Annotated in this window: 22 protein-coding genes and 1 other RNA gene; 6 read left to right on the top strand and 17 right to left on the bottom strand. The window is 73.4% G+C overall.

What is annotated here, in order from left to right:
• Positions 1–284: 284 nt before the first annotated feature.
• From ACWC9R_RS24800 to ACWC9R_RS24785, 4 genes are all read right to left on the bottom strand, one after another.
• Complete coding sequence (locus ACWC9R_RS24800; protein ID WP_450734614.1) at positions 285–2,816, bottom strand: HelD family protein; 2,532 nt, start codon at positions 2,814–2,816, stop codon at positions 285–287.
• 218 nt (positions 2,817–3,034) lie between these two features.
• Positions 3,035–3,775 carry an anti-sigma factor family protein gene (locus ACWC9R_RS24795; RefSeq protein WP_450734612.1) on the bottom strand — a complete coding sequence of 247 codons (741 nt, stop codon included), beginning with the start codon at positions 3,773–3,775 and terminating at the stop codon, positions 3,035–3,037.
• Entirely contained in the window at positions 3,772–4,311 is a 540-nt protein-coding gene (locus ACWC9R_RS24790; protein ID WP_450734611.1) for a sigma-70 family RNA polymerase sigma factor, read from the bottom strand. Before ACWC9R_RS24790 ends, ACWC9R_RS24795 begins: the two co-directional genes overlap by 4 nt.
• A 100-nt stretch (positions 4,312–4,411) precedes the next feature.
• The gene (locus ACWC9R_RS24785) at positions 4,412–5,050 is read right to left on the bottom strand and encodes a CGNR zinc finger domain-containing protein (RefSeq protein ID WP_450734610.1); all 639 of its coding nucleotides are present in this window, start codon (positions 5,048–5,050) and stop codon (positions 4,412–4,414) included.
• 261 nt (positions 5,051–5,311) lie between these two features.
• Here ACWC9R_RS24785 and ACWC9R_RS24780 point away from each other — a divergent pair, with 261 nt between their 5' ends.
• Positions 5,312–6,088 (top strand): class I SAM-dependent methyltransferase, encoded by a 777-nt coding sequence (locus ACWC9R_RS24780; protein ID WP_450734608.1) that lies wholly within the window; start codon positions 5,312–5,314, stop codon positions 6,086–6,088.
• A gap of 74 nt (positions 6,089–6,162) precedes the next feature.
• Here the strand turns inward: ACWC9R_RS24780 and ACWC9R_RS24775 are convergent, their stop codons facing one another.
• A complete protein-coding gene (locus tag ACWC9R_RS24775; RefSeq protein WP_450734607.1) occupies positions 6,163–7,371 on the bottom strand; it encodes a uroporphyrinogen-III synthase in 1,209 nt (402 codons plus the stop codon).
• Between the two features lie 216 nt (positions 7,372–7,587).
• Entirely contained in the window at positions 7,588–9,036 is a 1,449-nt protein-coding gene (locus ACWC9R_RS24770; protein ID WP_450734605.1) for a nitrate/nitrite transporter, read from the bottom strand.
• 240 nt (positions 9,037–9,276) lie between these two features.
• Between ACWC9R_RS24770 and ACWC9R_RS24765 the strand changes: the two genes are divergently transcribed.
• Both ACWC9R_RS24765 and ACWC9R_RS24760 read left to right on the top strand, forming a co-directional pair.
• Complete coding sequence (locus ACWC9R_RS24765; RefSeq protein ID WP_450734603.1) at positions 9,277–9,615, top strand: Scr1 family TA system antitoxin-like transcriptional regulator; 339 nt, start codon at positions 9,277–9,279, stop codon at positions 9,613–9,615.
• Positions 9,612–9,815: a DUF397 domain-containing protein gene (locus ACWC9R_RS24760; RefSeq protein ID WP_450734601.1), complete on the top strand. Its 204-nt coding sequence runs from the start codon at positions 9,612–9,614 to the stop codon at positions 9,813–9,815. Before ACWC9R_RS24765 ends, ACWC9R_RS24760 begins: the two co-directional genes overlap by 4 nt.
• A 6-nt stretch (positions 9,816–9,821) precedes the next feature.
• On the opposite strand, the gene ACWC9R_RS24755 is transcribed toward ACWC9R_RS24760, so the two are convergent.
• Positions 9,822–10,364, bottom strand: coding sequence for a DUF4232 domain-containing protein (locus tag ACWC9R_RS24755; protein ID WP_450734600.1), 543 nt, complete (start codon positions 10,362–10,364; stop codon positions 9,822–9,824).
• Positions 10,365–10,480: 116 nt separating this feature from the next.
• The gene (locus ACWC9R_RS24750) at positions 10,481–11,455 is read right to left on the bottom strand and encodes a LysR family transcriptional regulator (protein WP_450734599.1); all 975 of its coding nucleotides are present in this window, start codon (positions 11,453–11,455) and stop codon (positions 10,481–10,483) included.
• A 121-nt stretch (positions 11,456–11,576) separates the two neighbouring features.
• On the opposite strand from ACWC9R_RS24750, the gene ACWC9R_RS24745 reads away from it, so the two are divergent.
• Positions 11,577–12,869, top strand: coding sequence for an MFS transporter (locus tag ACWC9R_RS24745; protein WP_450734597.1), 1,293 nt, complete (start codon positions 11,577–11,579; stop codon positions 12,867–12,869).
• Positions 12,870–12,926: 57 nt separating this feature from the next.
• Here ACWC9R_RS24745 and ssrA read toward each other — a convergent pair.
• From ssrA to ftsE, 5 genes are all read right to left on the bottom strand, one after another.
• Positions 12,927–13,296: a transfer-messenger RNA gene (gene ssrA / locus ACWC9R_RS24740) on the bottom strand.
• Between the two features lie 125 nt (positions 13,297–13,421).
• The gene (gene smpB / locus ACWC9R_RS24735) at positions 13,422–13,919 is read right to left on the bottom strand and encodes an SsrA-binding protein SmpB (RefSeq protein WP_362608636.1); all 498 of its coding nucleotides are present in this window, start codon (positions 13,917–13,919) and stop codon (positions 13,422–13,424) included.
• An 18-nt stretch (positions 13,920–13,937) separates the two neighbouring features.
• Positions 13,938–15,155, bottom strand: coding sequence for a S41 family peptidase (locus ACWC9R_RS24730; protein ID WP_450734594.1), 1,218 nt, complete (start codon positions 15,153–15,155; stop codon positions 13,938–13,940).
• Between the two features lie 68 nt (positions 15,156–15,223).
• A complete protein-coding gene (gene ftsX / locus ACWC9R_RS24725; protein ID WP_450734592.1) occupies positions 15,224–16,138 on the bottom strand; it encodes a permease-like cell division protein FtsX in 915 nt (304 codons plus the stop codon).
• A gap of 32 nt (positions 16,139–16,170) precedes the next feature.
• Positions 16,171–16,860 (bottom strand): cell division ATP-binding protein FtsE, encoded by a 690-nt coding sequence (ftsE, locus tag ACWC9R_RS24720; RefSeq protein WP_018091242.1) that lies wholly within the window; start codon positions 16,858–16,860, stop codon positions 16,171–16,173.
• A 249-nt stretch (positions 16,861–17,109) separates the two neighbouring features.
• On the opposite strand from ftsE, the gene ACWC9R_RS24715 reads away from it, so the two are divergent.
• Positions 17,110–17,304 (top strand): hypothetical protein, encoded by a 195-nt coding sequence (locus ACWC9R_RS24715; protein ID WP_362608641.1) that lies wholly within the window; start codon positions 17,110–17,112, stop codon positions 17,302–17,304.
• 99 nt (positions 17,305–17,403) lie between these two features.
• On the opposite strand, the gene ACWC9R_RS24710 is transcribed toward ACWC9R_RS24715, so the two are convergent.
• The 4 genes from ACWC9R_RS24710 to ACWC9R_RS24695 all read right to left on the bottom strand — a co-directional run bounded on the left by ACWC9R_RS24710 (position 17,404) and on the right by ACWC9R_RS24695 (position 22,986).
• Positions 17,404–18,252 (bottom strand): hypothetical protein, encoded by an 849-nt coding sequence (locus ACWC9R_RS24710; RefSeq protein ID WP_450734590.1) that lies wholly within the window; start codon positions 18,250–18,252, stop codon positions 17,404–17,406.
• A gap of 321 nt (positions 18,253–18,573) precedes the next feature.
• Positions 18,574–19,680, bottom strand: a complete 1,107-nt coding sequence (gene prfB, locus ACWC9R_RS24705; RefSeq protein WP_088797903.1) for a peptide chain release factor 2 — start codon at positions 19,678–19,680, stop codon at positions 18,574–18,576.
• Positions 19,681–19,802: 122 nt separating this feature from the next.
• Entirely contained in the window at positions 19,803–21,071 is a 1,269-nt protein-coding gene (locus tag ACWC9R_RS24700) for a serine/threonine-protein kinase (protein WP_450734588.1), read from the bottom strand.
• A 256-nt stretch (positions 21,072–21,327) separates the two neighbouring features.
• Positions 21,328–22,986, bottom strand: a complete 1,659-nt coding sequence (locus ACWC9R_RS24695; protein WP_450734586.1) for a serine/threonine-protein kinase — start codon at positions 22,984–22,986, stop codon at positions 21,328–21,330.
• Between the two features lie 490 nt (positions 22,987–23,476).
• Between ACWC9R_RS24695 and ACWC9R_RS24690 the strand changes: the two genes are divergently transcribed.
• Positions 23,477–26,884 (top strand): FHA domain-containing protein, encoded by a 3,408-nt coding sequence (locus ACWC9R_RS24690; RefSeq protein ID WP_450734634.1) that lies wholly within the window; start codon positions 23,477–23,479, stop codon positions 26,882–26,884.
• The last annotated feature ends 94 nt before the right edge of the window (positions 26,885–26,978 follow it).

The following is a 26,978-nucleotide window of genomic DNA, read 5'->3' as shown; positions in this document are numbered from 1 at the left end:
CCACCATACGAGAAGCGGCACGCACAGAAAAGAGGTCCACGTCACCGGGGTGACGTGGACCTCTCTCACTTCTAGCGGCACCGACCCGCCATGCTCGCCTCGCGGCAAGTGGTCGCTCGTAGCGACGATGGTTGGGCCCGGGGGCTTGGATCGAGCCGGTGCCGTCACCCAGGCTAACAAACCCTCCCCGGAAGCGAATCCCGTCCCGCGGGCCGGATTTCAAGACCCCCCGTACGGCGGCGCGGCCGCCCGGCGCGGGCCGCCGTACGGGTGCCGGCAGGCACTCAGTCCCGCAGCAGGTCGGGCACTCCGGCCGCGTCCGGCTCGTCCCGGGTGGCGGACAGCACGGTCAGCTGCTGGGTGGCCCGGGTCAGCGCCACGTACAGCACCCGCAGTCCGGCCGGGGACTCGTCGGCGATCTCGGCGGGTGACACCACCAGCGTCGCGTCGTACTCCAGGCCCTTGGCCTCCAGGGAGCCCAGCGCCACCACCCGGTCGCCGAGCGGGGCCAGCCAACGGCGGGCCTGCGCACGGCGGTTCATCGCCACCACGACGCCGACCGTGCCGTCCACCTCGCCCAGCAGCCGTTCGGCCTCGGCGACCGTGGCCCGCTCCAGGGCGCCGTCGCCGGCGGGCCGGTTCCCGCCGTCCCCGGCCCCGTCCGCGAGCGCGAAGCGGGGCTCCAGGCCCGTGGAGCGGACCGCCCTCGGCGACGGCATACCGGGCATCGCCAGCGCCAGTACCCGGGCGGCCAGTTCGGCGATCTCCGCGGGGTTGCGGTAGTTCACGGTGAGCGTGAAGCGGCGGCGCGGGCGGGTGCCGAGCGCCTCGTCGCGGGCGTCGGCGGCCTCGTCGGGGTCGGACCAGGAGGACTGCGCGGGGTCGCCGACGACGGTCCAGGTCGCGTGCCGGCCGCGGCGGCCGACCATCCGCCACTGCATCGGCGTCAGGTCCTGGGCCTCGTCGACGATGACATGGGCGTAGTCGGTGCGCTCCTCCTCCAGCCGTTCGCGGCGACCGCGGCCGCCGCCGTTGCGGTCGCTGTAGGTGGTCAGCTCCTCCAGGCCGGTCAGATGGTCCAGCGGATCGGCCTCGCGCGGGCGGGCCGGGCGCATCGGGGCGCCGAGGACCGTCTGCAGCTCGTCCAGCAGGGCGACGTCGTGCACCGACAGCGGCCCGTGCCCGGCGGGGTCCAGCCGCTGGAGCGAGCGGGCCAGTTGGCGTACCTCGCGCGTGTTGAGGAGCCGGCGCGCCCAGCGGCCGAGCAGGCGCTCGTCGGCCATGGCGGCCAGCACCCCGCGCGGGGTCAGCTCCGGCCACCAGGCGTCCAGGAACTCCTGGAAGTCGGTCTCGGTGGTGATGTCCTCGTCGAAGCCCTGGCGCGCCTCGGCGGCGAGTTCGGGGTCGGTGTAGCGGCGGGCGACGCCCGACTTGGTCCACAGGGCGTCCAGGATCAGCCGGCGGGCCCGGGGGCGCAGCAGGTTGACCGGTGCGGTGCCGCCGAGGGCGGACTGCCGGATGGCGCGCAGCTCGTCGGCGTCCAGCTCGATCCGGCCGCCGAACGCGACGACCCGCAGGTGGGCGGGCCGGGCGGCGGGCGCGGTCCGGGTGCGTCTGCGGCGGCCGCCGTTGGCGGGGGTCTCCCGGCCGGTGCCGTCCCCGGCGGCGTCGAAGAGGCCGTCCAGGGACAGCTGGGCGTCGCCGTCGCCGTTCCCGTTCCCGGTCCCGTTCGCCGTGGTGGCGGTCCGGCCGGTGTGCTCGGTACCGGGCGCCGCCAGGTCCAGCGCGCCGCGGGCCGCCTTGCGCAGCAGCTTCTGCATCCGCGACGAGCCCTTGACGCGGGCCACCGCCGGCGGGTCGTAGGCGGTCGCCTCGGCGCCGTCCACGAGCGAGCCGAGCGCCCGGATGGCGACCTGGCCCTCCTCGCCCAGCGACGGCAGCACGCCCTCGGTGTACGCGACCAGCAGCGGGGTCGGGGAGACGATCAGGATGCCGCCCGCGTAGCGGCGGCGGTCCTGGTAGAGGAGGTAGGCGGCGCGGTGCAGGGCGACCGCGGTCTTGCCCGTGCCGGGCCCGCCCTCGACCTCGGTGACGGAGGCGGCGGGCGCCCGGATCACCTTGTCCTGCTCGGCCTGGATGGAGGAGACGATGTCCCGCATGGTGTGGCTGCGGGCCCGGCCCAGCGCGGCCATCAGCGCGCCGTCACCGATCGCCGGCAGCTCCTCGCCGTCCAGCGTCGCGGTGACCTCCGGGCGCATCAGGTCGTCCTCGACGCCGAGGACCTTGCGGCCCTTGGAGCGGATCACCCGGCGGCGGACGACCCGGCCGGGGGCGACCGGGGTGGCCCGGTAGAAGGGGGCGGCGGCCGGTGCCCGCCAGTCGATGACCAGCGGGGAGTAGTCCGCGTCGAGGACTCCGAGGCGCCCGATGTGCAGGGTCTCGGCGATCGTGGCGCGGTTGTTCTCCAGGGTGCCGTCGGCGGGTTCGACGGAGGTGTAGGCGCCGTCCGGGCCCTTCTTGCCGTCCTTGCCGAGGAGCAGGTCGATCCGGCCGAAGAGGAAGTCCTCGTACTCGGAGTTCAGCCGGTGGAGATGGACGCCGGCCTGGAAGACCTGGGCGTCGCGCTCGGCGAGCGCGCCGGGCGTGCCGACCTGGCCGCGCTTGGCGGCGTCGTCCATCAGGAACTCCGCCTCGTGGATCTTCTCCTCGAGGCGCCGGTAGACACGGTCCAGATGCGTCTGCTCGGCCGCGATCTCGCGGTCGCGAACGGAATCGGAAGCGTGATCCGGTGCGTGCGTGGCGTTGTGCGCGGCCACCCAGGCCCCCTTCTGCTGTGCGTAGGGCAGCCGTCAACCGTACGCGAACCGGGCACGGTGCGCACCTGGTGAAAGGGACAAAGATGGGCGAGTTTGGTCGGATGTTGACTCAGGTCGCTACGCCGGGTGAGCCCGGAGGGGGATTCCGGTGGCGTTCCCGGACCGGGCGCCCCGGGCTGTCCGTGTCCGGGGCGCCCGGTCCGGGCGCCCCGGGGGACTCAGGCCTTGACCGTGGCCAGCCGCTTGCCGTCCAGCGTGCTGACCTCGAAGTGGTCGATGTCGCCGCGGTTGAGGGCCGCGCCGCCCGCCGCGTAGAGGGGCTCGCGGTTCCACTTCGCGGGGCTGCCGGGGATGCCGTAGCCGCCCTCGGGGACCGCCCAGGTGGTGACGGTCTGCCTCTTGCCGTCCTTGCCGACGGCGACCAGGTCGCAGGTCAGCGGCCCCTTGACGTTGGCGAGTTCCAGGACGACCTGGGTGCCCCAGGGCTTGGCGGACATGGACACGCCCGCCGAGACCTTGGTGTCGGGGTCGACGGAGGTCACCTTCTCGCCCGCGGCGTACTGGGCACGGACGGCGTTCGCCAGCGGCGGCGCGGGCTCCTTGTCCCCGTCCCCCTTGAGGGCGAAGGTGGCGAGCGGCCCGCCGACGATCAGCACGACGGCCGCGGCCACCAGGAACAGCCGCCGCCGGGTACGGCCACGGCGGGTGGCACGGACCTCGCCGAGCAGCCCGTCCAGCATCCGCGGGCCGGGCACGGCCGTGATCGTCTGCGGGGTGGGGGCGGACTGCTTGAACTCGGCGAGCGCCGGCGTCATCGCCATCAGCTCCTCGAGTTCGGCAGCGCACCGGTCGCAGCCGACGAGATGCGCCTCGAACCGGTCCGCGTCGGCGGCGTCCAGGACGCCCAGCACATAGGCGCCGACGTCGCTGTGCCGGTCCGGCTGCGTGGGCGGGATCACTCCGTCACTCCTCGTTCCTCGAGCGAGAGCTTCAGGGAGCGCAGCGCGTAGAACACCCGGGACCGCACGGTTCCGGCCGGCACGTGCAGCACCTCCGCTGCCTCGTTGACCGTACGTTCCTTGAAGTACGTCTCGACGAGGGCCTCTCGGTGGGCCTGGCTCAGGTCGCTCAGCGCCTCCGAGATCGTCATCAGGCGCAGCGCCCGGTCGATCACATCGGCGGCGGGCATGGTCTCCAGCGGGGTCGCGTCGACCTCTTGGGGCCGGGCCTTGCGGCTGCGGTGTCCGTCGATCACGATCCGCCGTGCGACGGTCACCAGCCAGGGCCGGATCGAGCCGGTCGCCCGCTGGAGCTGGTCCGCGTTGCGCCAGGCACGCACCAGCGTCTCCTGCACCACGTCCTCGGCGCGATGCCGGTCGCCCGCCACCAGCCGCAGGACGAAGGCGAGTAGCGGGCCCGCGTGTTCGTCATAGAGGGCTCGCATGAGCTCCTCTTCAGGTGTCGTCCTGTCTGCCACGACGGCATCCTTACGCACTCCAACTCCCGGGTCGATAGCCCAGATCGCCCAAGATCGACGGGGACCCTGCCATGAATCGGACTTGCGGTGAGGAGTACGGACGGGCCGGGCGGGGCGTTCAGCGTCCGGCGGAATAATTCTCCGCGGCGGCGACGGGGCCTTCGGCGGCGCCCCGGGACTGCTCCCGGCGCACCGTCGTCCGCCGCCGGTGCCGCGCCACCCGCTCCCGGTTGCCGCACACTTCGCTGGAGCACCAACGGCGGCGGCGGCCCCGCGAGGTGTCCAGGTAGACCAGGGTGCAGCTCTCCCCCTCGCACTGCCGCAGCTGGTCGCGCACGACCGGGTCGGTGAGCAGCCCGATCGCGTCCCGGGCCACCGCGGCCAGCAGTCCGGCGCACTCGGGCGGGCCGGGCAGGGCGCGGGCCAGGGTGCCGTCGGCGGCGCGGACGACGCGGGGCGCGGGCGGCTGCCCGGCGGCGGCCGCGGAGTTGAGCAGCGTGAGATCGGCCTCGGCGGCCCGCCCGCGCAGCTCGTCGTGCACCACCCGGAGCAGGAGTTCCCGCAGCCCGCGGAAGCGGCCGAGCCAGCGGCCGTCGACGGCGTCCAGCGGGGTGCCGGGCGGCACCAGGCCCGCGCCGGTCAGCCAGGACCGCAAGTGGTCCGGTCCGGTGAGGCGTTCGGCGGCGCCGTCGGCGGTGGCCGCCAGGTCCAGGCAGATCCGCCCGCAGTCGAACCGCAGGTCGCAAGGCGCCGCCATGTTCCTGTCACTCCTTAGGGGCCGGACGTGTGTGCTCCCAGAGTGCCCGGCCCGCGGTCCGGCCGGAACCCTCCGGAGGCGGCCACTCCGCGCACCCCGGCCACCTGGACACCCTGAGTAGACTCTGCATGTATACACCTAATGTATAGTCCCGCCACAGTGCTCCACGGGCCTCCCGCGCCGGTCCGCCGCATGCTGGGGGAACGCCCCTGTCCACCGGCCAGGCCCCCGTACCTCAGCCCCTCCAGGACGAAGGTCTCCATGTCGCGCAAGTCACTGCTCACGAACCGCGCCGGCCTCCCCCACAAGGTCGGCTACGCGCTCCGCCACCCGGACCGGATCACCCCGTACGTCCGGCGTGCCGCCCGCGACGCCTGGCTGCGCCTCAAGCACCCCGGCCATGTCGCGTACTACCGGGCGGTGATGGCCTCCGACGCGGCCCGCGACCCCGAGGCCGCGGTGGGCAGCCGCAGCCACGACCGCTGGCTGGCACTGGGCGAGATGCAGTTCGACTACCTGACCGGGCACGGTCTCCAGCCCGGCCACCGGATGCTGGACATCGGCTGCGGCAACCTGCGCGCCGGCTGGCGCTTCATCGCCTACCTGGACACCGGCCACTACTACGGCATCGACATCTCACCGGACATCCTGATCTCCGCGAAGCGGACCCTGGCCACCTACGAACTCCAGGACAAGCTGCCGCACCTGACCCTCACCCAGGACCTGAAGCTGGACTTCCTGCCGTCCGCGCACTTCGACGTCGTCCACGCGCACAGCGTCTTCTCGCACTCACCGCTCGCCGTCATCGACGAGTGCCTCGCCCATGTCGGCCGGATTCTGGCCCCCGGCGGCTTCTTCGACTTCACCTTCGACCGCACCGAGGGCGCCGAACACCAGGTGCTGCGCGAGGACTTCTACTACCGGACCGAGACCCTGCTGCGGCTGGCCCGCAAGCACGGGCTGGCGGCGCGCTTCATGGACGACTGGGAGAAGCTCCCGCACGGCCAGTCCAAGATCCGCGTCAGCAAACCGGAGTAGGCCCCGGCGGCCCGAGCGGCCCGGGGGCCGCGGAGCCCCGGCCACTGCCCGCACTCCGCCACTCCCCCACTCCCCTACTCCCCGCCGTACTTGTCCGTCTCCGCATGCGGGTCCAACGACAGCCGGTAGCCGCGCTTGACGACCGTCTGGATCAGCTTGGGGGCGCCCAGCGCCACCCGCAGCCGGGCCATCGCGGTCTCCACCGCGTGCTCGTCCCGGCCCGAGCCGGGCAGCGCGCGGAGCAGGTCCGCGCGGGAGACCACCCAGCCGGGGCGGCGGGCCAGCGCGCGCAGCAGCGCCATCCCGGCCGGCGGCACCGGCCGCAGCACCCCGTCCAGGACGACCGCGTGCCCACGGATCTCCAGCCGCCGCCCGGCCACCGGCAACGCCCGCGCCCGGCCCGGGAGTTCACGGCACAGCACCTGCACCAGCGGCCCGAGCCGGAAGCGCTCCGGCTGGAGCGTGGGCACGTCCTCGGCCTCCAGCGGCACCGCCGTCACCGGCCCCACGCACACCGGCAGCACCTCCTGCCGCAGCGCCGTCAGCACCTCGTCGCGGATACCGCGCTCCCCGGCACGGCGCAGCAGCGAGGCGGCGGCAGGCGCGCTGGTGAAGGTCACCGCGTCCAGCCCGCGCCCGGTCACCGCGTCCAGCAGCCGGTCGACCGGCCCGATGTCCTCCGGCGGCATCCAGCGGTAGACCGGGACGCCGACGACCTCGGCGCCGTCCGCCCGCAGCGCCTCCACGAACCCCGGCAGCGGCTCCCCGTGCAGCTGGAGGGCCACCCGCCGCCCGGCCACGCCCTCGGCCAGCAGCCGGTCCAGCACCTCGGCCATCGACTCGGAGGCCGGTGACCACTTCTCGGTCAGCCCGGCGGCCCGGATCGCGCCGCGGACCTTCGGCCCGCGCGCCAGCAGCTCCACCCCGGCCAGCCGCTCCAGCAGCGCCTCGCCCAGGCCCCAGCCCTCCGCCGCCTCGACCCAGCCGCGGAAGCCGATGGCGGTGGTGGCCACGACGATGTCCGGGGCGTGGCCGATCAGGTCCCGGGTGACCGCGAGCAGTTCGGTGTCATCGGGCAGCGGCACGATCCGCAGGGCGGGGGCGTGCAGCACCTGCGCGCCGCGGCGTTCCAGCAGCGCGCCCAGCTCCTCCGCCCGCCGGGCCGCGGTCACCCCGACGGTGAACCCGTCCAGCGGCCGGACGGCCGGCGCCGACCCCGGCTCCGGCTCCGCTTCCGGTGCCGTCCGCTCCCGCTCGCCGTGCTCCTGCTGCTGCTCGTACATGGTCGTCCCGCTCCGCCCAGAGTGGTGTGGTGCCCTGCGCTGGAGCGCCGCCGCGGCTCGGGCGGCACTCCGTGCCAAGAGGCCAGCGTGCCAACGACACGTGACAGCTCCGGTCCTCCCATATTTCCCCGTCGTTACGCCGCTCCGCACGCCCACCCCCGTGCGCCCGGCCGGGCGCACCCTGACCGGGCGTGCCCCGACGGGCATGAGGGCGGCTCACACCTCCGCGTACACGGGCCGCCGCCCCTCCTCCGCCGGTGCCGCCTCCCCCGCCCGCGCCGTCCGCCGCGCGCGGGCCGCGGGCCGGAGGTATACGGCCCAGGTCACCGCCCCGCACACCACGTAGCACCCGAGGAACGACACAAAGGCCGGGGTGCCCGACCCCGCCGTCAGGAACGACTGCCGGAACGCGAGGTTGATGACCAGCCCGCCGAGCGCGCCCACCGCCCCGATCAGCCCCATCGCCGCACCCGACAGCCGCCGCCCGTAGGCCGCGGCCTCCTCCCCCGCCAGCCCGCGCCGCAGCGCCTGGGCCTGGAAGATGCCCGGGATCATCTTGTACGTGGAGCCGTTGCCGAGCCCCGACAACACGAACAGCGCGATGAACCCGACGAGGAACACCGGCAGCGACCGCACCACCGACGCGTGGACGACGACACCGGTGGCCAGCCCCATCGCCGCGAAGTTGCCCAGGGTGATCCGGGCACCGCCGAACCGGTCCGCCAGCCGCCCGCCGACCGGCCGGATCAGCGACCCCAGCAGCGGCCCGACGAAGGTCAGCGACGCCGCCTGGAGCGGGGTGCGCGCGAACTGGTTCTGCAGCACCAGGCCGAAGGCGAAGCTGTAGCCGATGAACGACCCGAAGGTGCCGAGGTAGAGCAGCGACATCACCCAGGTGTGCGGCTCCCTGGCGGCGGCGAGGGCGGCCCCGGTGTCGTTCGTCACCGGCGCGAGGTTGTCCATGAACAGCGCCGCGCACACCGCCGCGACCACGATCAGCGGCACATAGACGGCCAGCACGATCCGCGGATGCGCGGCCCCCGCGGTCCCGATCACCAGCAGCCCCAGCAGCTGGATCACCGGCACCCCGATGTTGCCGCCCCCGGCGTTCATCCCCAGCGCCCAGCCCTTCTTCCGCAGCGGATAGAAGGAGTTGATGTTGGTCATCGACGAGGCGAAGTTCCCGCCGCCGACCCCCGCCAGCGCCGCGACCAGCAAGAACGTGGTGTACGAGGTCCCCGGCTCCATCACCACCGCCGCCACCGCGGTCGGCACGAGCAGCGTCACCGCGCTGATCACCGTCCAGTTGCGCCCGCCGAACCGCGCCACCGCGAAGGTGTACGGCACCCGCAGCACCCCGCCCACCAGCGTCGGCACCGCCACCAGGAAGAACTTCTCGGCCGGCGCGATCCCGTACTCGGGCCCCATGAACAGCACCATCACCGACCACAGGCTCCACACGGAGAACCCGATGTGCTCGGACAGCACGGAGAACACCAGGTTCCGCCGCGCGATCCGCTCCCCCGTCTCCCGCCAGAAGCCCTCGTCCTCCGGGTCCCACCGCTCGATCCACCGCCCGCCCCTCCTCGGCCGGGCCGTGCCACGGCTGCCGGCCGGGGTCTCGTCGGGGCTCTCACTACGGGTCTCGGCTGCCGCGGCCGTCATCGCGCCTCCCAGGGGTCGGGTCCTGCACACCGACGCTAGGGAGGGCGGGTTTCCGTACCGTGCCGCCCGGTGACGCGTACGAAACCTTGCGCTCACCGGGTGCGGCGGGGACGGGTGAGGCTCACCAGGAGTACGGGTCCGCATGGCGCGCGAGCATAGTGACGCGGCGCGACCGCTCCAGCCGCCCCGCGACGCGTCGTTCGACCGTCTCCTCCTCTTGGAGCGGGCATCGCCGGCTTCGTGTTCTCGGAGTCAATCGTGGCGAGCAATCTCGGGGGCCGGGAGGTCATGCGGGCCCAGATTGCCCACCTGCGGAGCTGCGCGGACCTCGACGGGGTCTCGATGCAGATCCTGCCGCTGAGCCGCGAACATCATGCCGGTCTCGCCGGTCCGTTCGTGGTGCTGGAAACCGCAGATCATCAGCACTTCGCCTATACCGAGGCGCAGCGCAGCAGTGAGCTGACTTCGGACCCGGAGGAGGTCAGCAGCCTCACTCAGAAGTATGGAATGCTGCGAATGCAGGCCCTCGACGCCGAAGAGACCATGGGTCTGCTGGACCGGCTGCTAGGAGAGCAATGACCGACCTGATGTGGTTCAAGTCCAGCCACAGCAGCGACGAGGGCGGCGCCTGCATCGAGGTAGCCGCCCACCCCGCCACCATCCACGTCCGCGACTCCAAGGACCCGCACGGCCCGCACCTCGACTTCGCGCCGGGGGCCTGGGCCGCGTTCACCTCGTTCGCGGCACGTACCACCACCGCCGCCCCAACAGCCCCGTAAACAGCCCTACTCGGCCGCTTCCCGGGGCGCGCCCATCCAGATGGTGTCGGCGCAGATGTTCATCCGCAGCCGCTTGCCCGTCTCGTCCCGGGTCGCGACGGCGCGGCGGCTGCGGTAGTCGTGCGGTGCGGACACCACGGCGGTGTCATTCGTGACCACCACGGGTTCGTTCAGCGACGCGCCGCGGGGGCAGTCCCGGTAGCGGAGCGCGGCGGTGACCGTGCCGCCGCGCCGCAGGTCTATCGGCAGGGGCCGGCCGTGCCCGCGGGCGTCGGACTGCGGCCCCTTGCCGAGGTGGACCGCGAAGCCGGGGAAGCCGCGGAACACACAGGGGTCGGTGCCCTTGTTGACGACGGACAGCCGGGCCTCGCGGTGCTCGGCGCGCGGCTGCTTCTTGAGGACGGTGACCTTCCAGCGCAGGCCCTTGGTCGTGCAGTTGGCGTGCAGTGCCGCCATCCGCGGGGAGCCACAGCCGGTCAGGGCCAGGCCCGCGGTGACGGTCATGGTCAGCGCGGCAGCCGCCGCCACGAGAAGTGAACGCCGTCGCACGGCCGATCCCCCTGTTCGTTGCACAGACGATTCCCTGCCGTTAAGGAAAGTTTTCACGGGCTTCCGGTTGCCTGTGGATGATCAATTTCTGCGACGGTCCGCGTGGCGGCGGGTCGTCACCCGTGGACGCCCATCACTCGCGCGTCCGCCTCCGGGAGCCACCACGCGTCCGCGGGCGGCGCCAGCCAGGCGTGTCGTGCGCTCAGGTCCCGTGCGGCCGCCCGCAAGGCGTCCAGCCCCGGATGCCGCAGTCCGCGCCGCCACACCAGGGACACCGGCGACAACGGTACGGGGTCCACGAGCGGCCGCAGCACCATCCCCGGCACCTCCATGAACTCCACGCTCGCCAGCACCGACCAGCCCCGCTTGCGCACCACCCGGACGAACTCCTGCGAGCCCTCGATCTCCGGGAACGGCGCGGCGGTCGCGATCCCGCGCCCCGCGAAGAGCCGCTCCGCCAGGTCCGTCCACTCCACGGTCTGCGGGTTCCCGGCCGCGGCGTAGAGCGTCTCGCCGGCCAGCGCCGCGAGCGGGACGGCGGGCCGGGCGGCCAGCGGATGACCGTCGCGCAGCAGGACCGCCATCGGCTCCAGCCGGACCGGCTGGTGGTCGAGCCCGGCACGTACCCCGGCGGGCAGCGCCGCGATCCGGCCGAAGGAGACGTCGAGCCGGCCGGCCGCCATCTCGGCCGCCGCGCCCGTCAGACCGCTGTGGAAGCGGGCGACCAGCTCACAGCTGTCCGGCACCCGGTCCCTGGCCGCCTCCAGCACCCCGTGGGCGGTGCCGATCGGGACGCTCACATCGACCAGCAGCGGCCGCTCCGGCACCGGCCGGAACGCGGCGGCCAGCTCGTCCTGCGCGGTCAGCACCCGCCGCGCGTACGGCAGCAGCCGCTCCCCGTCGGCCGTCAGCGCGACCCGGCGGGTGCTCCGGACGAACAGCGGGGCGCCCAACTCCCGCTCCAGCCGCCGGATGTCGCGGCTCAGCGCCTGCTGGGCGACGTACAGCCGGGCGGCGGCCCGGGTGAAGTGCAGCTCCTCGGCGACGGCGGTGAACGCGCGCAGCAGTCGCGGATCGATGTCGTACGGCACCGGCCCATCCTGGCAGCACCGGTGCGGCCGGCCACCCCCACCCCATTGACAACACAGCCGCGTGAATAGGCGCTGACCAGGTGTTGGACGGGCGCGGGGAGCCCCGGCGACCGTAGAGGGCATGATCCTCTTCCTCGCCGCCCGGCCGGTCACGGCCCCGCCCGTACGCCCGGCCCCGCGCCGCCGCGCGCCCCGCCGCCCGTTCGCGCCCTACCGGCGGATCTTCGCCGTCCCCGGCACCCGCGCCTTCACGGCCGCCAACCTCCTGGCCCGGCTGCCGATGGGGATGTTCGGTGTCAGCGCGGTCCTGATGATCGCCGGGTCGCGCGGCTCCTACGCGCTGGCCGGGGCGGTCACCGCGACCGGGCTGGCGGCGACGGCGCTGGCCGGGCCGTGGACCGCCCGGCTCGTCGACCGCCACGGCCAGGCCCGCATCGCGGTCCCGGCCACCGCGCTCGCCGCCCTCGGTTCGCTCGCGCTGCTGCTCTGCGTCCACTACGGCGCACCCGACTGGACCCTCTTCGCCGCGTACGCCGCCACCGCGACCACCCCCAACACCGGCGGGATGTCCCGCGCCCGCTGGGCACACCTCTTCCGCGACGACCCGGCCGCCCGGCACACCGCCCACTCCTTCGAACAGGCCGCGGACGAACTGTGCTTCCTGCTCGGACCGGTGCTCGCCACGCTGCTGTGCACCGGCCTCTTCCCGGAGGCGGGCACGGCGGTGGGCGCGGCGCTGCTGCTGTCCGGGGTGCTGCTCTTCGCGGCCCAGCGCCGCACCGAGCCCCCCGTCGCCGCCCGCGCCACGCCCCACATCCCCACCCGCTCCCCGCTGCGCCGCCCCGGCATCCCGCCGCTGCTGCTCACCTTCCTCTGCACCGGCGCGGTCTTCGGCTCCCTGGAGGTGGTCACCCTCGCCTACGCCGACGCCCACGGCCTCCGCTCCGCCGGGGGCGCCCTCCTGGCCCTCCAGGCGGCCGGGTCCGGCGCGGCCGGGCTGCTCCACGGCCTGCTGCGACCCGCGGACGGCCCCGGCCGCCGCTTCCTGGCCTGCACCGCGGTGATGGCTGCGCTGATGCTGCTCCCGCCGCTGGCCGCCGCGACGGGCGGCCCGGCGGCCCTGGCCGGCGCACTCCTCCTGGCCGGCATGGCGACCGCGCCGACCATGGTCACCGGCATGGGCCTCGTCCAGTCACGGACACCGCCCGGTCAGCTGAACGAGGGCATGACACTCGCCGTGACCGCGCTGCTCGGCGGCATCGCGGCCGGATCGGCGGGCGGCGGCTGGGCGGTCGACCACCTGGCGGCCGCGGGGGGCGCGGCCTACGGGGTGCCCGTGACGGCGGCCGCCCTCGCCCTGGCCGTCACCCTGCTCGCCCACCACCGGCGGCCCCGGCGTGCCCCCGGCGCGTGAAACGACTCAGGCCCCGCCGTCCTCTCGGACAGGCGGGGCCTGGGTCTCACATGGGATGAGTGGAGATGGCGGGAATCGAACCCGCGTCCAACGGTGCGGAATCAGGGCTTCTCCGAGTGCAGTTCGCTGCGATTTTCTCGGCCCCGGAGATCACGCGAACAAGTCTCCGACGGGCTCAGCCACTGTTTGATTTCCTTCTACACCCCGTGACCGGGTCTAGAAGTTTAGTCCCCTAGCTGATGCCAGGTTCCGGGTCGGGAACAGCCCCGGGCTGACACTTCGCAAGTCGCTACTTAGGCAGCGAGGGCGAAGGAATCGCGCTTGGTATTGGCGATTATTGGTTGCGACATATGGTTAACGAGATCATTGCCGCTTCCTCGACTCGCTTCCCCTGCTTCGACATCCGCTGTCGAAACCGATCATCCCCATGTTGATTTATCAAGGTGGTGCCTGCGCCCCTCGTGGGGTGCGCAGCCATCGTACGGGAACAACGCCCGCCGTTGCCAGCGTATTCCCGGGAGACCCGGCCGGGCCGGGCCCCGTCGGGGCAGATCAGGCCCGCTGCCGCCGCCGGGCCGCCGAGATCGCCCGGTCCGTCTCACGGCGGTCCTGCTGCTCGCGGAGCGTCTGCCGCTTGTCGTACTCCTTCTTGCCCTTGGCCAGCGCGATCTCCACCTTGGCCCGGCCGTCCTTGAAATAGAGGGCCAGCGGCACGATGGTGTGGCCCGACTCCTGGCTCTTGGACTCCAGCTTGTCGATCTCGGCCCGGTGCATCAGCAGCTTCCGCTTGCGCCGCGCACTGTGGTTCGTCCAGGTGCCCTGGGCGTACTCCGGAATATGTACGTTGTGCAGCCAGGCCTCGTTGTTGTCGATCTGGACGAAACCGTCCACCAGCGACGCCCGGCCCTGCCGCAGCGACTTCACCTCGGTGCCGGACAGCACCAGACCACACTCGTAGGTGTCCAGAATGTGGTAGTCGTGCCGCGCCTTCTTGTGCTGCGCCACGAGCTTGCGCCCGGAATCCTTGTCCTTGCCCTTGTCCTTAGCCATAGTGCGGCCATTTTCGCACTAAGACCCGCCCCCGAGGCCACTCAATACCGTGCGGGCCCGCTTCTCCGCCCCGCGCTCCACGACCAGGTCGGGGGTGAGGCCGGAGTCGTCGACGGTCCGGCCGGAGGGGGTGCGGTAGTGGCCGACGGTCAGCTCGGCGACCGAGCCGTCCGGCAGCTCGCTGGGCATCTGCACCGCGCCCTTGCCGAACGTCGGGGAACCCACCACGACCGCCCGGCCGCGGTCCTGGAGGGCGCCGGCCAGCAGCTCGGCGGCGCTCATCGTGCCCCCGTCGACGAGGACGACCAGCGGGACACGGGTGTTCCCGTCGCGCTCGGCGTACAGGGCGCGCTGGCTGCCGCGCACGTCGTATGTCGCGACCAGGCCGCCGTCCAGGAAGGCGGAGGCGGTGGCGACGGCCTCGGTGACCAGGCCGCCGGTGTTTCCCCGCAGGTCCAGCAGCATGCCGTGGTGCGGGGAGGCCCGGCGCACCGCGCGGCGGACCGCGTCGCCGGTGCCCTTGGTGAACGCGGAGATCCTGACGCGGGCCGGGCCGTGGGCACCGGACGGCCGGTCGACGACGACATTGCGGGAGCTGAGCCGGGTGCGGTGCAGGGTCTCGGTCCAGCGGCGGTCGCCGCGCTGCAGGTCCAGGGTCACCGGGCTGCCGGCCGCTGCCGCGCCACGGGAGCCGTCGGCGGCGGCACCGCGCAGCCGGGCGACGACCTCGGTGACCGGGACGTGCCGGGTGCGGTGGCCGTCGACGGCGCGCAGCCGGTCGCCCACCGCGACACCGGCCCGCGCGGCGGGGCCGCCGGGCTGGACCCGGGACACCTCGGTCCGGCCGCCGGCCGCCTGCCGCACCCAGAGCCCGACGCCGACGTAGCCGCCGCCCAACTGCTCCTGGAAGTCCTCGTACTGGCCCGGCGTGTAGATCGTCGACCAGCGGTCGCCGCTGCGGCTGACGACCTCGGCGGCCGCCTGCGCACCGGACTTGCCGTCCTCGACGGCTTCGGAGGCGGCCCGCTCGACGGCGGCGCGGTCCGCGAGGGCGGACTGCCGGGCCTTCGCTCCGGCGGACGTACGGTCCGGGGCGGCGCGCCCCACGGCGCCCTCCGCCTCGCCGCTCCAGGTGCCGGTCACCACGCCCGCGGCGAGCACGCTGGTGAGGAACAACGTCAGGGCCGCCCCGCGGCGAATGCGGCGGGGCCGGTCGTACGAACACGGGCCCGACATGCCGGTGAGTCTAGGGGACAAAAGGGCGCCGTACGGCAAGTTGACCGTACGGCGCCCCTTGGCAAAGCTCACACCTTGAGGTACTTGCGCAACGCGAAGAACGCGGCGAGCGCGGGCATCAGCAGCCCGATCAGGAGGACCAGCGGAAGGACCGCCGCCACCGAGTCCCAGCCGATGAAGTTGACCACCTGGATCTTCTTCGCCAGCCAGTTGTTGATGAGGGCGTACTTGCCGCCGACCAGCAGCACACAGGCGAAGGCCGCGCCCAGCAGCCCCGCGATGGCGGCCTCCAGGATGAACGGCATCTGGATGTAGAAGCTGGACGCTCCCACCAGCCGCATGATCCCGGTCTCCCGGCGCCTGCTGAACGCCGACACCCGCACGGTGTTGACGATCAGCATCAGCGCAACGACGAGCATCAGCGCCATCACGACTATCGCGGCGATGTTCATGCCGTTGAGGAGGTTGAACAGCGGCTCAACGGTGTCCCGTTGGTCCTGTACCTCCATGACGCCGGGCCGCTCGGAGAACGCCGACTTGATCACGGTGTACTTCGTCGGGTCCTTGAGCTTGACGCGGAAGGACTCCGGGAGCTGGTCGGGCGTGACCAGCCCGGCCACCGGGGTGTCGCCGAACTGCTCCTTGTAGTGCTTGTACGCCTGGTCGCTGGACTCGTACACCACCGGCTTCTGCACGATCGGCAGCCGGTCGAGCTCGGCCTTGATGTCGTTCTTCTGCTGCTGGGTGGCGGCACCCTTGGCGCAGTTGGCGCCGGTGTCGGCGTCGTTCTTGTTGCAGAAGAAGATGGAGACGTTGACCTTGTCGTACCAGTAGCCCTTCATGGTGCTGACCTGGTCGCGCATCAGCAGCGAGGCGCCGAACAGACCGAGCGAGAGGGCTACGGAGACGATGACGGCGAACGTCATCGTGAGGTTTCGGCGGAGACCGACGCCGATCTCCGACAGGACGAACTGGGCGCGCATGGCGTCCTTTCAGTACTGGGGGCCGTACACGCTTAGTGCTGGTAGCCGTACACGCCGCGCGACTGGTCGCGTACGAGCCGGCCCTTCTCGAGTTCCATGACCCGCTTGCGCATCTGGTCGACGATCTGCTGGTCGTGGGTGGCCATGACCACCGTCGTACCGGTCCGGTTGATCCGGTCCAGCAGCTTCATGATGCCGACCGAGGTCTGCGGGTCGAGGTTGCCGGTGGGCTCGTCCGCGATGAGCAGCATCGGGCGGTTGACGAACGCCCGCGCGATGGCGACGCGCTGCTGCTCACCACCGGAGAGCTCACCCGGCATACGGTCCTCTTTGCCGCCGAGGCCGACGAGTTCGAGGACCTCGGGAACCGTCTTGCGGATCTGGCCGCGCGGCTTGCCGATGACCTCCAGGGCGAAGGCGACGTTCTCCCCCACGGTCTTGTTGGGGAGCAGCCGGAAGTCCTGGAAGACCGTCCCCACCTGGCGCCGCATCTGCGGGACCTTCCAGTTGGAGAGCTTGCCGAGGTCCTTGCCCAGAACGTGCACGTGGCCATGGCTGGCCCGCTCCTCCCGCAGCAGCAGCCGCAGGAAGGTGGACTTGCCGGAGCCCGAGGAGCCCACCAGGAAGACGAACTCGCCGCGCTCGATCTCGAGGGAGACATCCCTGAGTGCAGGACGGTTCTGCTTCGGGTAGGTCTTGGAGACGTTGTCGAATCGGATCACTGATGCACCACGGTCGACCTGGATAGGGGTACGGGTTGCCGAGTTGCGGCTCCCGTCGGTGTGCGTGACCATACGCGAACCTCGCAGGGCGGTGCAGTCCCGTGGGGGGTTGGTCCGTTTATTCACGGGACCTACGGGACAAAAAGCGCACAATCCCGCGGGGCGCGCCGTTCCGGCGAGGAGCTGGCACAGTGGAGGAGGGAACCAATGTGCCTTCCGGTGCGTTGGTGCTGTGGAGAAGGAGGTCGCATGACGTACGACCGACTGGTGTGCGCCAACTGCGCGGCCCCTGTGAGCGAGGGCCGCTGCCCCGTGTGCCGGGCCAGCAGGGAACGGCTCCAGCAGCAAGCGGGCGGTATGTTCGCCCAGCTCAGCCCAGCGATTCTGGTGGCGCTGATGATCGTTCTGCTCGCGGTGGGTGTACTGCTCCACCAGACCGTCTGAGACCGGTGACGAGGCTTGCCCGGCGCCCGGAGCGCGGACGCCGAGGGGCCCGGGACGCAGTAGCGTCCCGGGCCCCTTTTACCGCTTCACCGCCTGGCGTCAGGCCGCGGCGGCGCCGCCCTTGTTGATCAGACGGGGCAGCATACGGAAGCCCACACCGCCCGCGATCATCGTGGCCGCACCGATGAGCAGGAAGGTGGTGCCGGAGGAACCGGTCTCCGCCAGCTCGCCGCCCTTGGCCTGCTGCTTCGCCTGGCCAGGGGTGTCAGCGATCTGCTCCTTGCCCTGACCGGGCTGCTCGACCGGCTTGGAGCCCTCGTTGTCGGGGCCGGTGCCGGTGTCACCGATGGAGCTGCCACCGTCGCTGGTGCCGCCGGAGTTGCCGGTGCCACCGGAGTTCTGGTCACCGGTGGTGCCGGTGCCGCCGGTGTTGCCGGTGCCGCCGTCGGTCGTGCCACCGTCGGTGGTGCCACCATCCGTCGTGCCACCGTCAGTGGTGCCACCATCGGTGGTGCCGCCGTCAGTGGTGCCACCGTCAGTCGTACCGCCGTCGGTGGTGCCGCCGTCGGTCGTGCCACCGTCAGTGGTGCCGCCGTCGGTCGTACCACCGTCATCGGTGCCACCGATGCCGCCGGAGCTGTCTTCCCCGCCGATGCCGCCGGAGCTGTCCTCGCCGCCGATCTCGCCGCCGGTGCTGTCGTCGCCGCCGACCTGGCCGGCGGTCTCGCCGCCGTCGGTGGCGCCGGTGGTGTCGCCACCGGACTCGCCACCGGAGTCGCCGCCGCCGATGACCCCGCCGAGAATGCCGCCGATGATGCCGCCGTCCTGGCCCGGGTTCTCACCCGGGCTGGCCGCGGAAGCCGCGCCGGCCGCGGTGAGCGACGCACCGGCCGCGATCACCGCGCCGGCCGCAATGCGCGCTACGCGCAGCCGCGTCTTCTTCGTCATGTACTGCTACCCCCAGTAGCTGAACTCGTCATTGGAGCACCGTTGCACGGGGCGGCGGGCCGATGGGGGTGCACGAGTTCCGGCTCCGCACCATGGGCGGGCCGCTCGATTCCCCCGTTCACACACGCGCCCCAGACATACGCATGCCGCGCTCAGCCTTCCCAGTTCGGTGACTATCGTCAAGGTCGATTAAAGGCTGGATGCCCGAATTACCAAGCGTTGGGCGGTACATGGACATACGACTGTGACCAAACCCCCACAGCAAAAACAACTGCCTCCACGAGGGAGGCAGTTGTTTCACGTGCGGAAGGGGTGTCCCCGTTACTTCTCCTGCTGCTTGCGCCAGCGGATTCCGGCCTCCAGGAAGCCGTCGATGTCGCCGTCCAGAACGGCGCTGGGGTTACCGACCTCGAATTCGGTCCGCAGGTCCTTGACCATCTGATAGGGGTGCAGGACGTACGAACGCATCTGGTTGCCCCAGGAATTGCCGCCGTCGCCCTTGAGCGCGTCCATCTTCGCCTGCTCCTCCTGGCGGCGGCGCTCGAGGAGCTTGGCCTGGAGGACGTTCATCGCGGTCGCCTTGTTCTGGATCTGCGAGCGCTCGTTCTGGCAGGAGACCACGATGCCGGTGGGAATGTGCGTCAGCCGGACCGCGGAGTCGGTGGTGTTGACGCCCTGGCCGCCGGGGCCGGAGGAGCGGTAGACGTCCACCCGCAGCTCGGACTCGTCGATCTCGATGTGGTCGGTCTGCTCGACGACCGGCAGCACCTCGACGCCGGCGAACGACGTCTGACGGCGGCCCTGGTTGTCGAACGGCGAGATGCGCACCAGGCGGTGCGTGCCCTGCTCGACGGAGAGCGTGCCGTAGGCGTACGGGACCTGGACGGCGAAGGTGGTCGACTTGATGCCGGCCTCTTCCGCGTACGAGGTCTCGTACAGCTCGGTCTTGTAGCCGTGCCGCTCGGCCCAGCGCAGGTACATCCGCTGCAGCTTCTCGGCGAAGTCGGCGGCGTCCACGCCACCGGCCTCGGCACGGATGTTGACGACCGCCTCACGGGAGTCGTACTCGCCGGACAGGAGGGTGCGGACCTCCAGCTCGTCGACCGCCTTGCGGACGGCGGTCAGCTCGGCCTCGGCCTCGGCGCGCGCGTCCTCGTCGCCCTCGGCCTCGGCCAGCTCGAAGAGCACCTCGACGTCGTCGACCCGGCCGCGCAGGTCTTCCGCCTTGCGCAGCTGGCCCTGGAGGTAGGACAGCCGACTGGTGATCTTCTGTGCGTTCTCCGGGTCGTCCCACAGGGACGGCGCCGCGGCCTGCTCCTCGAGCACGGCGACATCGGCCCTCATCTTGTCGAGGTCCAGGACGGCCTCGATCGACCCCATGGTCGAGGAGAGGGACTTCAGCTCTTCGGATACATCGACGACTGCCACGCACCCAGCCTAACGGCTGCCGCCGCCGACGTGACCCGGCCCCGGCGGGCCGGACCCGCCGGGCTCCGCACCCACCGGGTCCACGGCCGCCGGGGCTCCGGCCCGCGCGCGCCCGGGGCGCGTCACGGAGTGTCGGGTTCCGACTGGTGCACGCCCGGTGTGCCGTCGCCCGGCTCGTCCTCGCCCGAGGCCAGCCAGCCGCCCAGACCGGCCGCCACGAGCGCGGCGGCGGCCGCCGCGCCCAGCTTGATCCGGCGGCGGCGCACCGTCTCCTGGGACGCGCGGTGCCGGGCCGAACCCGCCCGGCGCTCGCCGGCGGCACGCGGGGTCCGGGCGGTGCCGTGGGCGCCGCCCGCCAGCTCGTCCGGGCCCGGGACGCGCATGCTGGTGTGCGTCTCCCGGTTGGAGTCCGGGACCGCGCCCTGGACCAGGGGGACCGCGCCGCGCGGCGGGGTGGCCTCGGCCGGTGCCGCCGACGGGTGGGACGCCTCCTCGTGGGCCCCGGCGGCCTCCTGCTCGCCCTCGGGCTCGTCGTCGTCCGGCTCGTCGATGTCCAGAGGCGGCATGCCCGCCAGACCGGGCAGCAGCTCCCGCAGCCGGGCGGCCAGCTCCGGGGCCCGCAGCCGGGACGCCGGGGCCTTGGCCAGGCACTGGAGCAGCAGCTGCCACAGCTCGTCGGGGATGCCCGGCAGCGCCGCCACGCTCTCGGTCACATGCCGGCGCAGCACCGCCCCGGGGTGCCCGCCCCCGAAGGGCGTGAACCCGGCGAGCAGCTCGTACAGGACGGTCGCCAGCGCGTACACGTCCACGGAGGCGCGCGGCGGCAGCCCCTCGATGATCTCCGGGGCGAGGTAGTCGGGGGTGCCGATGACCTTGGTCGCCTTGGTGCGGCGCGGGGAGTCGACGAGCCGGGCGATACCGAAGTCGGTGAGCAGCGCGGGGTGCGCGCCGCCGGGGCCGAGCGGGCCCTGCATGTCCAGCAGCACGTTCTCGGGCTTCACGTCACGGTGCACGATGCGGGCGGCGTGCGCGGCGGCGAGCCCGTCGGCCACGTCGGCGACGATCGCGACGGCGGCCTCCGGGGCCAGCCGGCGCTCGCGCTCCAGACGGGTGCGCAGGTCGGTGCCCCGTACCAGCTCCATGACGAGCGCCAGGTCGTTGCCGTCGACGACCAGGTCACGGACACCGACCACATGGGGGTGGTCCAGGCCCAGCAGGGCGGCCCGCTCCTGGACGAAGCGGCCGACGAGCTCCTGGTCGGAGGCCAGCTCCTCACGCAACAGCTTGATGGCCACGGCCCCTTCGGGACCCTCGCCCAGCCATACCGTGCCGGCACTGCCGCGTCCCAGGATCTGGTGGGCGGTGTACCGGCTGCCGATCTTCCGTGCCAAGACTGCTCCGACGTGTCGGGCCCCCGAGCGTCCTGCGGGGGCTGAGGTTGGCGTCAAAGCTACGCGGATGCCAGGGGGTTCAATGCCCCGGACGGTGGCAACCTTCACTTCTGTGAGCGAAATTCTCCGCCGGAAGTCGACAAATCCACTGGGTGAGTCCTAGGGCGTGTCCCGCGGAGGACGGCGGACATGACAGCGGCCACCCGCGGGCCCATGGGGCGCGCGGGTGGCCGGGGTCAACTACGGGCGGCCGGAGTCAGTTGCCGAGTTTCCGCACGAAGCTCTGCACGCTGTCGAAGACCTCCCCGAGCTGCGCGAAGAAGCCCTTCGTCGTGCCGATCCACTCCTGGAGCGGGGTCAGCTCCCAGATCAGCCAGGCCGCCACGAACAGGAGTATCAGCGTGAACAGGCAGCCCTTCAGACAGCCCAGGCCCGGGATCTTCATCGGGTTGGCGCTGCGCTGACGGGGCTCGCGCCGGGGCCGCGGCTCCGGGGCGGGCGGACGCTGCGGCTCGTAACGCTGCGGCGGCGGCTCCCGGCGCCGCTGGGGCGCCTGCTGCGGCTGCTGCTGGGCGTACGGAGCGGGCTGCTGCCGGTACTGGGGCTGCTGCGGGCGCTGCGGCGGCTGCTGCTGGGGGGCGGCCTGCCGCTGCGGACGGCGGCGCAGCGGGTCCTCGCTGGGGTCCAGGTACTGCACCTGGGTCTGCTCGTTGCGGTCGCGGGCGGCCCGCAGCTGGGACTCCCACGGGTGCGGCCCGTCGGGCCCCTGCGGCCCGCCGGCCGGTGCGCCCATGGGCATCGGCGGCATGGCCCTCGTCGGATCGCCCTGCCCGGCCCCGCCTGCCTGGCCACCCGGTCCGGCCGGGCCGCCCGTGGACGGCAGCACGCTGGTCGCCGCCGCCGGGTCGTACGAACCGGCGCCCGACGGGAGCACCTGGGTGGGATCGGCGTCGCCGCCGGGCCCGCCGTCGGCGCCCGTCCCGGGGACCGTGGCGGGCGCGGGGTCGGGGGCGAGCAGCGCGGCGACACCGAGCGCGGCCTCGGCCTCCTCGGGGCGGGCGTGCACCCCGATACCGGCCGCGACGGTGCGCAGCGCCCGGGCGAGGTTCTCGGCGCTGGGCCGCTCCTCGGGCCGCTTGCGCAGACAGCGCTCTATCACCGTCCACAGCGGCTCGGGAAGCGTGGCCGGACGCTGCGGCTCCTCGCTGAGGTGCCGGTGCAGCACCTCCAGCGCGGTCGAGCCGGCGAACGGGGGACGGCCGGTGACCAGCTCGTACAGCAGGATGCCGGCGCCGTAGATGTCCACGGCGGAGGTCTGCGGGCGGCCCTCGGCGGACTCCGGCGCCACATAGGCGGGGGTCCCGACGAACTCGTGGGTGCGGGTCAGGCCCGGGGAGTCGGCGAGGCGGGCGATGCCGAAGTCGGTCAGCATCGGGTGCATCTCGCTGCTGCCGTCCGAGCCGGCCAGCAGGACGTTCGCGGGCTTGAGGTCGCGGTGGACCACACCGTCGGCGTGGCTGGCGGCCAGCGCGTCGGCGATCTGGGCGGTCAGCAGCGCGGCGGCCACCGGGCTGAACGGCCCGCTGTCCCGCAGATAGCGGTGCAGGTCGGGGCCGTCGACCAGGTCCATGACCAGGGCGAGCAGATCGCCCTCGACCACGAGGTCGCGGGTACGGACGATGTTCGGGTGGGTGAGCCGCAGCAGGACGGAGCGCTCCCGCAGGAAGCGCATCACCACGTCCGCGTCGTGCGCCAGCTCCTCCTTGAGGACCTTGATCGCGACCGTCTCACCGGGCTCTCCTGCCACGGCGGCCTCGGCGCCCGCCGTCTCCCGCTGGCGGGCACGCCAGACGGTGCCCGTGGCACCGCGTCCCAGCGGCTCCTCGAGCAGGTACTTGCTGCCTACCGGCCGCACGTCATGCGCTCCCTGGTCGTGATGGTTCCCTGGCCCGGCCCGCCCGGTCAGCTGATCGACTCGGCGCGGTCCGTCCGACCCACTGTAGTGCCGTCGCACAAGCTTTTCGGTTCCGGCGGCCCAGTGCGGGCTTGTGGGAAAGACGCGGGTTCGGGACGGATGGTTGCCTGCCCCGCCGGGACGGTGCGGGGCCGCGCCCGCGCGCTCCCGCCGGAGACCTTCCGAGCTGACCACGGCGGTCGAAATCCGGCCGGGCACGGCACGCAAGCAGGCACTTTTTCGCCCTTAGAAGACCAATCAAGATCACGGAACGGCGGTCGGCGGGCGCGGTGTCAGTGGCAGGTGCGAGGATGCACCCAGCACGATGCGGTGGGGGCGCGCGGTCCTTGTCGCGGCGTGCGCTTGGGACTTGTACGTGCCGACGTGCTCGGGTGTGGTGGGGGGAGCGAGCGGGCCCCGCCGATCCCGGCAGAAGGGACCGTTGACGGCGATGCAGATCCGGCTGACCGTCCTCGGGCCGCGCAGCGGCCACCCCACACGGGCCTGCGATGTGCTGGTGACGGCCCCGGCCGGGACCGCGCTGGCGGCGGTGGCCGGCTCGCTCGCCGCCTCCGTGGCCGGCACCGGCGCGGACGTCGGCGGTTCGGGCGGCAGCGCCCCCGTCGTCCTGTACGCCGGGACCGAGCGCCTCGACCCGCAGCGCGCGGCGATCGGCGAGCCCCCACTGATCGACGGCGCGGTGCTCTCCCTCCAGACCCCCGGCCCCGCCCCGGCACACGGCCTGCCGCACGGCTCCGCGCGGCTCCGCGTCGTCTCCGGCCCCGACGCCGGCGGCGTGCACCTGCTGCACGGCGGCCAGATCCGCATCGGCCGCTCCGCCGACGCCGACGTCCCCCTCGACGACCCCGACGTCTCCCGGCTGCACTGCGCCGTGACCGTCGGACCGGACGGCTCGGTGTCCGTCGCCGACCTGCGCTCCACCAACGGCACCGTCGTGGACGGCACCGACCTCGACGAACGGCCCGCCCCCCTGCCGCCCGGCACCCTGCTGCGCATCGGCGAGTCCGCCCTGCGCCTCCAGTCCGCGCCCGGTGCCCCGGACCCCGCCCTGCCGACCACACCGGACGGCGAGGGCCACCTGCGGATCACCCCGGGGACGACGGCCCCGGCAGGACGCGCGGAGGAGCACGGGGGCGACGGGACGACGGGCCCGCACGGCGCCACCGCCGCCGTCGGCGGCGCCTACACGGGAGCCGGGACGTACACCGGGGCCGGAGCCGGGGCGTACGACCGGGTGGACGGCGCCCGTGCGGCGGCTCCCCCGTCCGTACGGGCGGCGGCCGCGCCCGGCCGCCGCGACACCCCCCTGCGCGGCACCCCGGCCGGATACGGCGCGGCAGCCCCTGAGGGCGCCCCGCGCCCGTCCGGCCCCCCGTACCCGGACACCTCCACCGGCCATGTCTACGACCGCACCCCCGACGGCCCGGCCCCGTCCGCCGGCTGGGGGCCCGGCGTACGGGAACCGGCCGGCGGACACCCTGACTCCGGGCAGCAGCGGACACACGGCGGGCAGCAGGCGCTGGCACCGGCCGACGAGGCACCCCGTAAGGGCGGACGGCGGGGCGGCATCGGAGCCTGGGCACGGCGGCTGGCCGGCGGCCGGCCCGCCGTGGAGCAGGCGGACGAGTTCCGCCCGCCGGAGTACGCACCCGCCGGTGATCCCCTGACCTCCTACGCGGAAGCCCCGGACGACGTCCCCGATAGGGAGGCGCCCGCGGGGCCCGCCGCCGAGGAACGCTGGCCGGACGCCGCCGCCATCCTGCTCACCGCACTGGGCCCGGGACCCCGGCTCTGGGAGCGCGGCCCGGACCACCCCGACGCGCTGACCGTCCGGCTGGGCACCGCCGCGCGCGGCGGCGGCCGGACCGCACTGCCGGTCACCGTCGAGCTGCGCCGGGCGGGCTCCCTCGGCCTCGCCGGACCGCGGGCACGGCTGACCGGACTGGCCCGCTCCGCCCTCGCCCAGCTCGCCGCCCTGCACTCCCCCGGCACCCTCGACATCGTGCTGATCAGCGCGGACCGGGCCCGCCCCGCCGAGGAGCGGGTGGCGGACTGGTCCTGGCTCGGCTGGCTGCCGCAGGTCCGCCCGGACCGCGGCCAGGACTGCCGGCTGCTGCTCGCCTACGACACGGACCAGGCGGGGTCCCGTACCTCCGAGCTGGTGCGCCGGCTCGACGACTCTCCCCTCGGCCCCGGCTGGGCGGACGCCGAGCGGGCGGAGATCGCCGCCACCGCGGCCCACCACCAGGGCCCGTACACCCTCGTGATCGTGGACGGCGACCCCGGCGGCTCCGCGCTCCGCGAGACCACCGCCCGGCTGGCCACGGCCGGTGCGGCGGCCGGCATCCATCTGCTGTGCCTGGCCGAGACCCCGGCCTCCTCCCCCGCCTTCCCGCTGGCCGCGACGTACGAAGCCGCCCGGAAGGCGTCACCCGCCTTCGGGGAGTGCGGGGCGGTCGCGGTGCTCAGCGGTGACGTCGCCACCGCGCTGCGCGTCGTCCAGCCCGGCTCGGGGCCCAACGGCACGGTCGCGACGGTGGACGCGGTCTCCGGCGCCTGGGCCGAACGGTTCGCGCGGGCGCTGGCGCCGCTGCGGGAGACCGACGCGGCGGCCCGGGCCGGTGGCGCGATGGCGCGGGTGGCCGTCCCGCTGCCCGAAGCGTCGCGGCTGCTGGACGAGTTGGGGCTGGCCCGCGCCACCCCGGCGTCCCTGATGGCCCGTTGGGCCGCCGCCCTGGACACCGGCCGGCCCGGCGCAGCGGCGGTGCTGGGCGCCGGACCGCACGGCCCGTTGTGCGCCGACCTCGCCGCCGACGGCTCACACCTCCTCGTCGAGGGCACCGCGGCCACCGGCAAGACCGAGCTGCTGCGTTCGGTGGCCGCCTCGCTCGCCGCCGCCGACCGCCCGGACCTGCTGTCGCTGGTGCTGGTGGACGGCGGCGGCAGCGAGCGCGGCGAGGGGCTGCGGGTGTGCACCGACCTGCCGCACGTCACGACGTACCTCGCCGCCTCGGACCCGGTCCGGATGCGGGAGTTCGCCCAGGCGCTGTCCTCGGAACTGAAGCGCCGCGCGGAGATACTCGCCGGCACCCCGTTCGCCGAGTGGCGCGGCAAACACCTCCCGGCGCCGCGGATCGCCGCACCCCGGCGCTCGACCGAAGGTTACGGAGAGCAGGAACCAATTACTCTCCGTAATCGTTGCCGTAACAAGGAGGAGGAAGGCGGCACACCGGCAGACCCGTCAACGACCGGCACCCTCCGACTCCGCGCCCGCGGCGGAGCCCCCGCCGAGGACGGGGCGAGCCCCCAGGAGCCCACGGTCCCGATGCCCCGACTGTTCGTGCTGGTCGACGACTTCGACGCACTGGTCGCCCCGGCCCTGGGCAGCACGGGCCGCCCCGCCGCCGGGTCCGTGGTGCGCGCCCTGGAGTCGGTGGCCCGGGACGGGGCCGCGCTCGGGGTGCACCTGATAGCCACGACCGGCCATCCGGACCGCACGGCGGAGACCGCCACCAGCGAACAGGCCGGTCTGCGCGTCCAGTTGGGCGCAGCCGCCGATCCGTCCGAGCCGGTCCCCGCGGGCCGCGGACGGCTGTACCGCGCGGCGGACGGCTCCTCGACACCGTTCCAGGCGGGCCGGGTCACCGGGCGGATACCCCGGACGTCCACCCTCCGGCCGACGGTCGTCCCGCTGGAGTGGCAGCGGATGGGCGACCCACCCGCCCGGCGCCCGCTGCGCGAACTGGGCAACGGCCCGACCGACCTGGCCCTGCTCGCCAGCGCACTGCAGCGGGCCGCGCAGTCCTCGGGGGCGGTGACGGGGGCGTCGTTGCTGTGAGGGTGTGGGCTGCCGTGTTGGCGTGAGCCCTGAGGGGCTGCGTTGGGAGGCCTGGGGCACGAGGCCGCGCGCTTCTGTGAGGGCGTGCTGAGGC

Source organism: Streptomyces sp. NPDC001219 (assembly GCF_053597915.1).
Note: the sequence above shows the minus strand (reverse complement) of the source record. Positions and strands in the feature narration are given on the sequence as shown.